Source organism: Rhodopseudomonas sp. BR0M22 (genome assembly GCF_010907035.1).
Taxonomy (GTDB): Bacteria; Pseudomonadota; Alphaproteobacteria; order Rhizobiales; family Xanthobacteraceae; genus Rhodopseudomonas.
Window position 1 is genome coordinate 41,691 of sequence record NZ_QUMK01000035.1, and the last position, 12,688, is coordinate 54,378.

A 12,688-nucleotide genomic window follows, 5' to 3' on the forward strand; every position below is an offset into this window, starting at 1 on the left:
TTTTTCCGCCCGTTTTTCCAAGGGCTTATGGGGAATTTTCGGAGCGCCCGAAAAGCCTTCGTGCAAGGTGTCGAAATCGGTGCCGGCGGCGCTCTTGGCAAGCGCCGATTCGCGCCCTCAATCCGGCCGCGGCACGGCGCCGAAACGGTCGATCACGACGTCTCGCTTGTTGTCCTCGACCCGCACCGTCATGGCGTAACGACCGTCGATCAGATCCTTTGCCAGCACCTCGGTGTTGCGATGTAGCCAGCTCACGCCCGCACCGTCCGCCGCATCAATCGACAAATCGAGCACGGTCCGGGTGGCCGCCAGACGCTGCTCGACCGCAAGCAGGAGGTCGTCGACTCCCTCGCCGCTGACCGCCGACACCAGCAGGCACGGGTGCTCCGCCGGCCGGCGGGCCGCGATGTTTTTCAACTCGTCACGCTGCTCGGGCTCGAACCGGTCGATCTTATTCCAGACCTCGACGACTCGCCCGCTCGCGACGTCGACGCCAAGCTGGCGCAGCACGTTGTCGACGTCGTGCTGCTGGGCCTCCGCATCCTCGTGGCTGATGTCGCGAACGTGCAGGATCAGATCGGCTTCCAGCACCTCTTCCAGCGTCGCGCGGAACGCGGCGACGAGTTGCGTCGGCAGATTGGAAATGAAGCCGACCGTGTCGGACAGCATCGCTTTGCCGCCGTGAGGAAGCTGGATCGCGCGCAATGTCGGGTCGAGCGTCGCGAACAGCATATCGGCCGCCTGCACGTCGGCACGCGTCAACCGGTTGAACAGCGTCGACTTGCCGGCATTGGTGTAGCCGACCAACGCAACCACGCGATACGGCACGCGCTGCCGGCCGGCACGATGCAGCCGGCGCGTCGCCTGCACCTTCTTCAGCTCGGATTCGAGCTTGGTGATGCGTTCGCCGATCAGCCGGCGGTCCGCCTCGATCTGAGTCTCGCCCGGACCACCCATGAATCCGAAGCCGCCACGCTGGCGTTCGAGATGGGTCCAGGACCGTACCAGGCGCGAGCGCTGATAGTTGAGATGTGCCAGCTCGACCTGGAGCGTGCCTTCGCGGGTCTTGGCGCGACGCCCGAAGATTTCCAGGATCAGCCCGGTGCGGTCGAGCACTTTGGCGTTCCAGGCCTTCTCCAGGTTGCGCTGCTGGATCGGCGACAGCGCGCAATCCATCACCACCAGATCGGCGCCATGTCCCGCAATCAGGCCGACGATCTCCTCGACCTTGCCTTTGCCGAGATAAGTCGCCGGGCGGATCTGGCTGATCGGGGTGAGCACCGCCTCGACGACATCGAGGTCGATCGCTCGTGCCAGACCAGCGGCTTCGTCCAGCCGTGCATCGCTGTTTCGAACGGCCGTTTCGGATGCGTCGGGATCGCCCCGGCGTCCACGCAAGTACGGACCGACGACGATGACTCGCCCGGTCTCACCACCCTGCCCCGATCGCGGACGATCGGCGCTCCCGTCAAGGCTGCGCGGTTCCAATCAGGCCCGCCTCAAGCTGGCGAGTCCTCGCCGCTTTCAAACAACTGGATCGGCGCACCCGGCATGATCGTTGAGATCGCATGCTTGTAGACGAGCTGCGAATGACCGTCGCGCCGCAACAAAAGGCAAAAATTATCGAACCAGGTGACAATACCCTGCAACTTCACCCCGTTGACCAGGAAGATCGTCAGGGGAGTCTTCGTCTTGCGTACATGGTTGAGGAAAGTGTCTTGAAGGTTTTGTGCGCGGTCTGCCGCCATTTTTTATCCCGCAATTGGTTTTGTCTTTTCTTGCCGGTGCGCGTCTCTCTGTTGGAGTTTCACACCGGTTGCCGGCTCCTTCCGAGATCCCCCTCCAGAAGCCCACGATCCGATTAGAGGGTAGGCATGGCTTTTAAGCAAGCAACTAAAACCCGGAAGCCGCGCTCTCTGCCCCGCAAAACTCAGGAAAACTCGGCAAACCGGTGAAACTGCTCTCTTAGACGTTTGACCAATGGGCCTGGCGCGCCGTCACCGATCGGCTGACCGTCGATCGCTACAACCGGCATCACGATCTGGCTGGACGCGGTGACGAACGCCTCGGCGGCACCGGCCGCTTCGGTCGGCGTGAACGGCCGTTCCTCGAACCGAACCTGGAGCGCTTCGAACGCATCGATCAGTACCGCCCGGGTCACGCCGGCCAGGATGCCGGAGTCGGCCGAGCGGGTCACCACCCGCCCCTCCTTGGTGACGATCCAGGCATTACTCGATGCGCCTTCGGTGACGAACCCGTCGCGATCCACGTACCACGCTTCGTAGGCGCCGGCGTCGCGAGCCGCTTGTTTGGCCAGCACGTTCGGGAGCAGCGCCGTCGACTTGATATCGACCCGTGGCCAGCGGTTTTCCGGCAGCGTGATCACCTTGATGCCACGGGCCGCGTTCGCCTCGCCCTTGGCCGGATCGAGACTGCGCGCCGTCACCACCACGGCCGGTTTCACCGGCTGAGTCGGGAAGCCGTGGTCGCGCCGGGCAACGCCACGGGAGACCTGCAGATAGACGATGCCGTGCGTCACCCGGTTGCGCCGCACTACCTCGTGCATCACCACCGATAGCGCCGCCAGCGGCATCGGCTCGATAATCCGCAATTCGCCCAGCGAACGCTGCAGCCTTGCCAAGTGCCGCGGCATATCGACCAGTCTGCCACCACGGACTTCGCAGACCTCATAGACGCCGTCAGCGAACTGATAGCCGCGATCTTCGATATTCACGCTCGCATCGCGCATGTCGAGATAGCGGCCGTTGACATAGGCGATGCGCGACATCGGTTGAATCCGGGTCTGAGATCGGAACGGAAGGACGATTTAGCCGACGCCGAGCGCCTTGAGCTTGCGATGCAGCGCCGAGCGCTCCATCCCGACGAATTCGGCGGTGCGCGAGATGTTGCCGGAGAACCGGCTGATCTGCGCGATCAGGTAGTCGCGCTCGAACGCCTCGCGGGCCTCGCGCAGCGGCAGTCCCATGATGTGCTCGCCGTTGTTGCCGGTCGGCATCGTCGGCACCATCGAGCCGACGTCTTGCGGCAGCATATCGGCGGTGATCACCGCATCCGGCCCACCGCCAGCAAGGATCATGAGCCGCTCGACGTTGTTGCGAAGCTGACGGACGTTGCCGGGCCAGACGTGCGATTGCAGCACCGCCATCGCGTCCTGCCCGATCTGCCGACGCGGCAGGCCCGTCGCCGCCGAGATCTGCTCCATGAAGTACTCGATCAGCTCCGGGATGTCGTCGCGGCGCTCGGACAGCGGCGGCACGCGGATCGGCACCACAGACAGCCGGTGATACAGATCCTCACGGAACCTCCCGGCTGCGATCTCTTCTTCGAGGTTGCGCGCCGTCGAGGAGATGATGCGGACGTCGACATTGACCCTGGTGGTGCCGCCGCAGCGCTGGAAGGTCTGCTCGACCAGCACGCGCAAAATCTTGTTCTGGGTCTCGCGCGGCATGTCGGCGATTTCGTCGATGAACAGCGTACCGCCATGCGCTTCTTCGAGCGCACCGGCTTTGCGCGAATGCTCGCCGTTGGCTTCGACGCCGAACAGTTCGATTTCCATCTTCTCGGGCGTGATCGCCGCAGCGTTGATCACAACGAACGGCCCCTCGGCGCGCGAGGACGAATTGTGCAGCGTCCGCGCCGCGAGCTCCTTGCCGGCGCCGGACGGCCCGACGATCAGGATGCGGCTGTTGGCCTTGGCGGCGCGATCGATGGTCTGCCGGAGCTGATTGATGCAGGCGGAGCGGCCGACCAGCGTCGACGCCGATGGCGCGAGCTGCTTCAGCTCGCGCACTTCGCGCTTCAGCCGCGACGTTTCTAACGCGCGCGTCGCCACCAGAATCAGCCGGTCCGATTTGAACGGCTTCTCGATGAAGTCGTAGGCGCCGCGCTTGATCGCCGCGACCGCGGTTTCGATGTTGCCATGGCCGGAGATCATCACAACCGGCACGTCGGTGTGATCCTTCTTGATCTGCTCCAGCAACTGCAGACCGTCCAGCTTGCTGCCCTGCAGCCAGATGTCGAGGAAAACCAGATTGGGCCGCCGGTTGGCGATCTCGGCCAGCGCCGAATCGCTGTCACGCGCCGTGCGGGTGGAAAAGCCTTCGTCTTCGAGAATACCGGCAACGAGATCGCGGATATCCGCTTCATCGTCGACGATCAGAATGTCATTCGCCATGGTCGCGCCTGTCGCTTTAGCTGCCGCTGGCAGCCGCTATCCTTGGTTCGTTCTCGGCCTGCTGTTTTGGTTCACCCGATCCGGGAGGCGATGCCGGCTGACCGGACATCGAGAATCGGAGGCGCATCCATGCACCACGCTGGCCAGGACGAACGTGGGATGCGTCGTTGAGTTCAATTCCGCCGCCGTGATCGACCAGCACGCGCCCGACAATCGCCAGACCGAGGCCGGTGCCTTTCTCACGCGTGGTGACGTAGGGCTCGAGCAGCCGCGAGCGGCTTTCTTTCGGTAGACCGATGCCATTGTCGATCACGTCGATGACAACGTCGTCGCCCTCGCGCGCCGCAACCACCTCGATCTTCCCCTTGCCGAGTTCCTCCTCCGGCACAGCCTCGATCGCTTCGGTGGCGTTCTTGATGATGTTGGTCAGCGCCTGCGAGATCAGGCGGCGGTCGAACCGGGCATGCAGCGGCTCGTCCTTGATCTCAGCCTCGATGTCGACATCGGGATGACCGACCCGCATCAGGAACACCACCTGCCGCACGGTGTCGCCGACGTCCTCGCCCTCGATCACCGGCTTCGGCATCCGCGCAAAGCGCGAGAATTCATCGACCATGCGCCGGATGTCGTCCACCTGGCGCACGATCGTATCGGTGCACTGCTCGAAGATGCTCTTGTCGTCGACGATGACCTTGCCGAACTTGCGCTTGATCCGCTCTGCGGAGAGCTGGATCGGCGTCAGCGGATTCTTGATCTCGTGCGCGATCCGGCGGGCAACGTCGCCCCAGGCCGAGGTGCGCTGCGCCGACACCAGCTCGGTGATGTCGTCCAGGGTGATGATGTAGCTGTCGCTGGTGTGTCCGGTCTGTTCGGCGGTGACGCGAACGTTGAGGATACGCTCGCGGCCGTCGCGGGTAATGGTGATCTGGCCCTGCACCAGCCGTTGCGCGCCTTCGCGCGCGTTCGCCATCATCTCATCGAGCTCTGGAATCACCTCGGACAGCGGATGACCGAGCGCCTCGGCCTCGGCATGCCCGATCAGCTTTTCGGCAGAACGGTTGAGGATGCCGATGCTGAGCGATCCGTCGACGCCGATGATGCCGGCGCTGGCCGACGACAGCACCGCCTCGATGAATCGGCGGCGGCTGTCGATCAGCTCGCTGGCGCTCACCAGCTCGTCGCGCTGGGTGCGCAACTCCTGGGTCATCTTGTTGAAGGTCATGCCGAGCTGCGACAGGTCGCCCTCGGATTTCGAGACAGGCACCTGAACGTGCAGGTCGCCGGTCGAGACCAGATGCGCCGCGCCCATCAGACGGCGGATCGGTGCAACCAGCCAGTTGGCGAAATTCAGGCCGATCAGCACCGCCGACATCAGAACGGTCAGGGCGATCACCGTAAACATCAGCGCGAACGCGACCTGGACGCCGAGCCGCCGGGCTTCGAGTTCGGAATACTCGGCGACACTGGCCTGGGTCTGACGCAACTGGGCCACGACATGCGGATCGAGGAATCGCGCGACATACAGGAAGGTGTCCTCGAACCCCTTCAGCCGGATCACGGCGGCAACGTAATTGGCCTCAATGAACACCGCGATCTGCGGTTCGGTGTCATCGACATTTTTCAGAAACTCGGGCGCCGGCACGTCGAAGTCGCGACGGAAGCCGTTTTGCGCCGCTTCCAGGATGTGGCGATCTTTGTCGATCAGCATCGCGCCCGGCAGATTGCGGGTGGCTGCGTCGTTGGTAAGGAACTCGCGGAAGGATTTGCGGTCGAGGTCGAACAGCGCGCGGGCATGCGAGATATCGCTGGCCATGCCGAGAATGTCGCCGCGGATCAACTGGCCGTGCTCATGCAGATAGGCATTGGCGACGATCAGCGAGTTCTGGATCACCGCCTTGGTCGGCCCGGAGAACAGCCGATCGAGACCGCGGTCGAGCGTGACGTTGGCGACGATCGAAACCAGAACCGCCGGCAGCACCGCGATGACCGAGAACAGGCTGACGATCTGGATGTGCAGCCGCGACGCTGCCCGGCCCCGCCGGCGGGCCTGGATCACCTTCCAGACCTCGCGCGCAATGATGGCCACCAGCAACAAAATCGTGGCGCCGTTGATCAGCAGGAAGGTGACGACGACTTCGCGACTCGGCGAGATCGGGGTCAGGCCGGTCAGAACGATGAACGTCAGAAAGGCCGACAGCAGCGCCACGCCGACCGCGATCGGCGCCAGCAGCTTGCGCCAAGTGCGCATCCGCGGCTCCGCGATCGACGGGTCGTCAACGGGTTGGGTCGACGTCTCTGCGCTGCTCATTCCGGCAATAATCAATGAATGCGAGCGGCAACTGCCGACGGCGGCAGGCCATGTGATGCATTCCTACAACAATGTTGCTCAATTGCGACAATATCGGGGCGCAACGCCCGAGCAACCTCGGGCGTGTCCACAGTCAATCTCGGAAACGACAAAACCCTTTGTCGCCCCGTCTCAGCCGCCGGTGCGGTAGACCTGGATGTCGAGGTCGCGGATCTTCTTGCGCAACGTGTTCCGGTTGAGGCCGAGCAGATCGGCAGCGCGGATCTGATTGCCGCGAGTCGCAGCCAGGGCGGCCGTGAGCAGCGGCACCTCGATCTCCCGTAGCACCCGGTGATAGAGGCCGGGCGGCGGCACGCCGTTCGGGAAGCCCGAAAAGTGCGACGAGAGATACATTTCGACCGCACCGCCGAGATTATCGACCGTCTGCGGCGCGCTCCCGCCCGCGACGACCGGCGGCGGCGCCAACTCGCCATCGATAACCGAGGAGGTAATCACTTCCTGCGGGTAGAGCGCCGCCAGCCGGCGGGCGAGATTCTCAAGTTCGCGGACATTGCCCGGCCAGCGGTGCTGCTTCAGCCGCTCGAGCGCAGCGGCATCGAGCTTCTTGGCTGGCAGGCCATCCTTTTCGGCCAGCGCGAAGAAGTGCCGCACCAGATCCGGCAGGTCCTCGATGTGCTCGCGCAGCGGCGGCAGCCGCAACGGCACGACGTTGAGCCGGAAGAACAGGTCTTCGCGGAACAGGCCCTGCTGGATCAGGACACGCAGATCCTTGTTCGAGGCCGCGACGATGCGGACGTCGGTCTTGATCGGGGTGCGGCCACCGACCGTGGTGTACTCGCCCTGCTGCAGCACGCGCAGCAGCCGGGTCTGGGCTTCCATCGGCATATCGCCGATTTCGTCGAGAAACAGCGTGCCGCCCTCGGCCTGTTCGAACCGGCCGGAAGCCCGTGTGTTGGCACCGGTGAAGGCGCCGCGCTCGTGACCGAACAATTCCGACTCGATCAGGTCGCGCGGGATCGCCGCCATGTTGACGGCCACGAACGGTCCGTTGCGGCGCTTGCCGTAGTCGTGCAGCGCACGCGACACCAATTCCTTGCCGGTGCCGGACTCGCCGGTGATCATCACCGTCAGGTCGGTCTGCATCAACCGGGCCAGCACCCGGTAGATTTCCTGCATCGCGGGCGAGCGGCCAACCAGCGGGATCGAATCGAATTCACCGTCGTCGTTGGCGCTGGAGATGCGCTCCTTCGGCTCCGCCAGCGCGCGGCCGACGATCGCGATCAGCTCCTTGAGATCGAACGGCTTCGGCAAATATTCGTAGGCGCCTCGCTCGGAAGCGCGGATCGCTGTCATGAAGGTATTCTGCGCGCTCATCACGATGACCGGCAGGTTCGGCCGCAGCTTCTTGATCCGCGGCAACAGATCGAACGCGTTTTCGTCCGGCATCACCACATCGGTGATCACCAAGTCGCCCTCGCCCTGACTCACCCAGCGCCATAGCGTCGCGGCGTTGCCGGTCAGCCGCACCTCGTAGCCGGCGCGCGACAGCGCCTGATTGAGCACCGTGCGGATCGCGGTGTCGTCATCCGCGACGAGAATACTACCTGCTGGCATTGGGAGTCCTCATCTTGCAGTCTGTGAGGCATCGGACGACGCCGGCGCGTCCTCGCCGTTCGGGGATTGAAGGGCCTTGGCGGTGTTGAACATCGGCATCAGCACCCTGAAGGTGGTTTTGCGCGGCTGGGATTCGCACTCGATGATCCCGCCGTGATCGCCGACGATCTTCGCGACCAGCGCTAGGCCGAGGCCGGATCCGGACGGCTTGGTGGTGACGAACGGATCGAACAGATTCGGCAGCAGATCTTCGGGCACGCCCGGGCCGTTGTCCCGGACGCAGAATTCGAGCGGCAGCGACACCCGCGTCTTCTTGCCCGGCACCGACAACCGCACGCCCGGACGGAACGCCGTGGTCAGCTGGATTTCGGCGTCGGAGCCGAGATCGACCACGGCCTCGGCCGCATTCTTCACCAGGTTGAGGAACACCTGGATCAGTTGATCCTGATTGGCGAGCACCGGCGGCAGCGACGGGTCGTAGTCCTCGATGAACCGGATGTTGCGGGCAAAACCCGACTGCGCCAGCCGCTTCACATGATCGAGCACCGAATGGATGTTGACCGGACCGCGCGCCACCGGGCGGTCATCGCCGAATACTTCCATCCGGTCGACCAACGTGACGATGCGATCGGCTTCGTCGCAGATCAGCCGGGTCAGCATACGATCCTCGGCGGAAGCCTGCTGTTCGAGGAGTTGCGCGGCTCCGCGGATGCCGGACAGCGGGTTCTTGATCTCGTGCGCCAGCATCGCGGCAAGTGCGATCACCGAGCGCGCCGCGCTGCGATGCGTGAGTTGGCGGTCCATCTTGTCGGCGATGGTGCGCTCCTGAAGCATCACCACGATATGGCCGGGCCGCTCGTTCAGCGGCGCGACGTGCAGATCGACCTGGCGGTCGGCGCCGATCCGCGGCGTGCCGAGATCGACCTTGTATTCGTTGACGGGCGAATGCCCAACCCGCACCTGCTCGATCAGCGCCAGGAGCGGACTGCCGAACGGCACCAAATCGGTCAGTGACTGACGACGCAGCAATTGCGCTGAAATCTCGAAGAACGATTCCGCCGCCATGTTGGCATCGACGATCTTGCCGTCGGGACCGACCAGCAGCACCGGATTCGGCAGCGCATTGAGAATCGCGTCGCTGTCGGTCGGCTGCGCCCGGCGCGGTTCGACGATGGCGTTCATGCGGCGGCCCTCCAGGCGAAATCATCGTAGGCAGCGGCGAGCGCGCCGTGCACGCGGGCCGGATTTTCTTCAGTCAGAATGGCGCCGCGCCAGCTTTTGAGTACTTCCGGCGAGGCGCCGGCAGTCAGGGCGGCGACTTCGAGCGACCAGCCGAGATGCTTGCGCGCGTGACGCAGCCCGATCTTGACGCCGTACAACGTCAGAATGTCGTCGTAGAGAGTGCGCAAGTAATCGCGCTGAACGGCGAGCGGCGGTTCGGCTTCGGCCAGGCCGGTGGTGAGCTGGCGGCCGACCTGCCCGGGCAGCCACGGCCGTCCCTGTGCGCCGCGCCCGATCATCACGGCGTCGGCGCCGGAGCGCGTCAGCGCTTCGACCGCGGTGGCGTGGCAGGTGATATCGCCGTTCACCACCAGTGGAATCGAGATCGCGTCCCGAACGGCGCGCACCGCGTCCCAATCGGCTTCGCCCTTGTAAAACTGCTGCCGGGTGCGGCCATGAACCGTAACGAGCTGAATGCCAGCATCCTGCGCACGCCGCGCCAGCTCCGGCGCATTGCGCGAGCGATCGTCCCAGCCAAGCCGCATCTTCAGCGTCACCGGCACCCGTACCGCGCCGATCGTCGCTTCGATCAGCGTCAGCGCATGATCGAGATCGCGCATCAGCGCGGAGCCGGATAGGCCGCCGGTCACATGCCGCGCCGGGCAACCCATGTTGATGTCGATGATGTCGGCGCCGCCGGCTTCTGCGATCCGGGCGCCCTCGGCCATCCAGCGCGCCTCGCAGCCGGCGAGCTGCACAACGTGCGGCCCCTGCCCGACCTTGTCGCAGCGACGCACCGACATGCGACGGCCGGCCACCAGATCTTCGCTGGCAGTCATCTCCGATACCACCAAACCGACGCCAAGCTCCGCGACTTGCCGACGGAACGGCGCATCGGTAATGCCTGTCATCGGCGCCAGAAACACCGGGTCAGGCACCGCAATATTGCCGATCCTCAAAGGCGGCGAACCTGTTACAGTCGGGCGCGTCACAAGTTGCTCATTCTATAGCCAGCTCAGTTGCAGGCCGGGCTTCGCTCAATGTTTAAGCATTGTAGATGATTGCCTACAGTTTAGCCAATCATATCTGACATGCAAGTGCATTGCAGCAATTGTCCCCGGACGCTCGCGGCTGCTGCGATGGAATCATGCTGCTTTCCTGGCTTGGCGTGGTAAGGGCTGAGAGCCGGCGCGGCCAGCGTTGGCTATCCCAATTCCGTATCAATTGATCCGATGCCGAACTCACCACGTACTGCTGCCATCATCGTCGCCGCCGGTCGCGGCCTGCGCGCCGGCGCGGGAGGCCCCAAGCAATACCGCACCCTTGCAGGCCGTCCGGTCATCGCCCGGGCGATGGAGCCGTTCTGCGCCCATCCGGGGATCTTGGCGGTACAGCCGGTGACGAATCCGGACGACACCGAGATGTTCAACTCGGCCGTCGCGGGCCTGAACTTCCGCCCGGCCGTCGGTGGCGGCGCAACTCGGCAGGCTTCCGTGCGGGCCGGCCTGGAGGCGCTGGCCGAGTTGAAGCCCGAGATCGTCCTGATCCACGACGCCGCGCGCTGCTTCGTCACCCCCGATCTGATCTCGCGCGCAATTACCGCCGCCAGCGCTACCGGCGCGGCGCTGCCGGTCGTCGCAGTGACCGACACGATCAAGCAGGTCGACGCCAATGGCGCGGTCGACGCGACGCCGGACCGGGCAGCGCTGCGAATCGCCCAGACCCCGCAGGCGTTCCGCTTCGACGTCATTCTCGACGCCCACCGCCGCGCCGCGCGTGACGGCCGGGACGATTTCACCGACGACGCCGCAATCGCCGAGTGGGCGGGATTGACGGTGTCGACCTTCGAGGGCGATGCTAACAACATGAAGATGACCACCCCGGAAGATTTCGCGCGCGAGGAAAGCCGGCTGATGGCCGCGCTCGGCGATATCCGCACCGGCACCGGCTACGACGTGCATGCGTTCGGCGAAGGCGACCACGTCTGGCTGTGCGGCCTGAAGGTGCCGCACACCCGCGGCTTCCTGGCGCATTCCGATGGCGACGTCGGCCTGCATGCGCTGGTCGACGCGATCCTCGGCGCGCTGGCGGACGGCGATATCGGTTCCCACTTCCCGCCGACCGACCCGCAGTGGAAGGGCGCGGCCTCGGACAAGTTCCTCAAATACGCGATCGACCGCGTCACCGCGCGCGGCGGCCGCGTCGCCAATCTCGAAGTGACGATGATCTGCGAGCGGCCGAAGATCGGCCCGCTGCGCGACGCGATGCGTCAGCGCATCGCCGAGATCACCGGCGTGCCGGTGTCGCGCGTCGCGGTGAAGGCCACCACCAGCGAGAAGCTCGGCTTTACCGGCCGCGAGGAAGGGATCGCGGCGACCGCATCCGCCACCATCCGGCTGCCCTGGGGCGCCGACGGACTGGCCGGCTGACGATGAGCAGCAACGACGCCCGCGCCCTCGCCCGCTCGTTGCTCGACCTCTGCCGTTCGCGGAAGCTGATGATCGCGACCGCCGAGTCCTGCACCGGCGGTCTGGTCGCCGGTGCTCTGACCGACATCCCCGGCTCGTCCGACGTGATCGACCGCGGCTTCGTTACCTATTCCAACGCCGCTAAGCATGACCTGCTCGGCGTCGAGAACGCCACGCTCACAACCTTCGGCGCCGTCAGCAAGGAAACCGCGATCGCCATGGCGGTCGGCGCGCTGGAGAACGCCGACGTCGATCTGGCGGTGTCGATCACCGGGATCGCCGGTCCCGGCGGCGCAACGCCCGGCAAGCCGGTCGGCCTGGTGCACTTCGCCGTGGCGGCGCGCGACGGGCGGATCTCGCATCGCGAGCAGCGTTTCGGCGCGATCGGCCGCAGCAACGTTCGCCAGCGCTCGGTCGTGGAAGCGCTGCGGATGCTGTTGGAATTGGCCCGCGGCCCGAAGCCGCCAGCCAAGGCCAAGCGCGAAGTCGCCACCGGCGTTCACAAACGCGTCGCCCGCTCCCCCCGCCGGGTCGCCGCCAAACGTCCGCAGCCGAAGCGGCCGGTGAAGCCGAAGAAGACTTAGCGCGTTGAGACTACACGAGGCGGCCGTCATATCTCCATAGCCGTCACCCTCCGCGAAAGCGGAGGATGGATTCACGGTTGAAGTGCAACGGTTGATTTGAGTTTGGAGAATGCCTCGGCGGGCGTTCTGAAGTCCAGGCATTTGCGCGGAGTGTTGTTGAGGCGTTCGACGTGCTTTCTGATGTCCGCCGTGGTGAGGTCGTCGAGATCCGTCTTGCGAGGTAACCAGCGTCGCAAGCGACCGATCGAGTTTTCAACGCCGCCTTTCTGCCAGGGGCTGTGAGGATCACGGAAGAAGG

The 12,688-nt window shown here is 64.9% G+C and carries 11 protein-coding genes; 2 read left to right on the top strand and 9 right to left on the bottom strand.

The window, feature by feature from the left end:
* Window positions 1-117 precede the first annotated feature (117 nt).
* The 8 genes from hflX to dusB all read right to left on the bottom strand — a co-directional run bounded on the left by hflX (window position 118) and on the right by dusB (window position 10,297).
* Window positions 118-1,488: a GTPase HflX gene (hflX, locus tag DY468_RS13240; protein ID WP_164605266.1), complete on the bottom strand. Its 1,371-nt coding sequence runs from the start codon at window positions 1,486-1,488 to the stop codon at window positions 118-120.
* Between the two features lie 11 nt (window positions 1,489-1,499).
* Window positions 1,500-1,748 (bottom strand): RNA chaperone Hfq, encoded by a 249-nt coding sequence (hfq, locus tag DY468_RS13245; RefSeq protein ID WP_011158147.1) that lies wholly within the window; start codon window positions 1,746-1,748, stop codon window positions 1,500-1,502.
* 182 nt (window positions 1,749-1,930) lie between these two features.
* The gene (locus tag DY468_RS13250) at window positions 1,931-2,788 is read right to left on the bottom strand and encodes a D-amino-acid transaminase (RefSeq protein ID WP_164605267.1); all 858 of its coding nucleotides are present in this window, start codon (window positions 2,786-2,788) and stop codon (window positions 1,931-1,933) included.
* A 39-nt stretch (window positions 2,789-2,827) separates the two neighbouring features.
* Complete coding sequence (gene ntrX, locus DY468_RS13255; RefSeq protein ID WP_164605268.1) at window positions 2,828-4,195, bottom strand: nitrogen assimilation response regulator NtrX; 1,368 nt, start codon at window positions 4,193-4,195, stop codon at window positions 2,828-2,830.
* A 16-nt stretch (window positions 4,196-4,211) separates the two neighbouring features.
* On the bottom strand, window positions 4,212-6,503 hold the full coding sequence (locus DY468_RS13260) for a sensor histidine kinase NtrY-like (protein ID WP_164605269.1): 2,292 nt from the start codon (window positions 6,501-6,503) through the stop codon (window positions 4,212-4,214).
* A gap of 171 nt (window positions 6,504-6,674) precedes the next feature.
* Complete coding sequence (ntrC, locus tag DY468_RS13265; RefSeq protein ID WP_164605270.1) at window positions 6,675-8,117, bottom strand: nitrogen regulation protein NR(I); 1,443 nt, start codon at window positions 8,115-8,117, stop codon at window positions 6,675-6,677.
* Between the two features lie 9 nt (window positions 8,118-8,126).
* On the bottom strand, window positions 8,127-9,299 hold the full coding sequence (locus DY468_RS13270) for a two-component system sensor histidine kinase NtrB (RefSeq protein ID WP_164605271.1): 1,173 nt from the start codon (window positions 9,297-9,299) through the stop codon (window positions 8,127-8,129).
* Entirely contained in the window at window positions 9,296-10,297 is a 1,002-nt protein-coding gene (dusB, locus tag DY468_RS13275; protein ID WP_164605272.1) for a tRNA dihydrouridine synthase DusB, read from the bottom strand. Before dusB ends, DY468_RS13270 begins: the two co-directional genes overlap by 4 nt.
* A 273-nt stretch (window positions 10,298-10,570) precedes the next feature.
* Between dusB and DY468_RS13280 the strand changes: the two genes are divergently transcribed.
* Together DY468_RS13280 and DY468_RS13285 are read left to right on the top strand one after the other, a co-directional pair.
* Window positions 10,571-11,767 carry a bifunctional 2-C-methyl-D-erythritol 4-phosphate cytidylyltransferase/2-C-methyl-D-erythritol 2,4-cyclodiphosphate synthase gene (locus tag DY468_RS13280; RefSeq protein WP_164605273.1) on the top strand — a complete coding sequence of 399 codons (1,197 nt, stop codon included), beginning with the start codon at window positions 10,571-10,573 and terminating at the stop codon, window positions 11,765-11,767.
* A gap of 2 nt (window positions 11,768-11,769) precedes the next feature.
* A complete protein-coding gene (locus DY468_RS13285) occupies window positions 11,770-12,390 on the top strand; it encodes a CinA family protein (RefSeq protein ID WP_164605274.1) in 621 nt (206 codons plus the stop codon).
* A gap of 71 nt (window positions 12,391-12,461) precedes the next feature.
* Here the strand turns inward: DY468_RS13285 and DY468_RS13290 are convergent.
* Window positions 12,462-12,688, bottom strand: a 227-nt coding sequence (locus DY468_RS13290; protein WP_164605275.1) for an IS30 family transposase, incomplete at its 5' end; no start/stop codon positions are given.

Bases quoted from the DNA above. Each gene is read 5' to 3' on its own strand.
- hfq (WP_011158147.1), bottom strand. From the start codon at position 1,748: ATGGCGGCAGACCGCGCACAAAACCTTCAAGACACTTTCCTCAACCAT.
- DY468_RS13250 (WP_164605267.1), bottom strand. From the start codon at position 2,788: ATGTCGCGCATCGCCTATGTCAACGGCCGCTATCTCGACATGCGCGAT.
- ntrX (WP_164605268.1), bottom strand. From the start codon at position 4,195: ATGGCGAATGACATTCTGATCGTCGACGATGAAGCGGATATCCGCGAT.
- DY468_RS13260 (WP_164605269.1), bottom strand. From the start codon at position 6,503: ATGAGCAGCGCAGAGACGTCGACCCAACCCGTTGACGACCCGTCGATC.
- ntrC (WP_164605270.1), bottom strand. From the start codon at position 8,117: ATGCCAGCAGGTAGTATTCTCGTCGCGGATGACGACACCGCGATCCGC.
- DY468_RS13270 (WP_164605271.1), bottom strand. From the start codon at position 9,299: ATGAACGCCATCGTCGAACCGCGCCGGGCGCAGCCGACCGACAGCGAC.
- DY468_RS13280 (WP_164605273.1), top strand. From the start codon at position 10,571: ATGCCGAACTCACCACGTACTGCTGCCATCATCGTCGCCGCCGGTCGC.
- DY468_RS13285 (WP_164605274.1), top strand. From the start codon at position 11,770: ATGAGCAGCAACGACGCCCGCGCCCTCGCCCGCTCGTTGCTCGACCTC.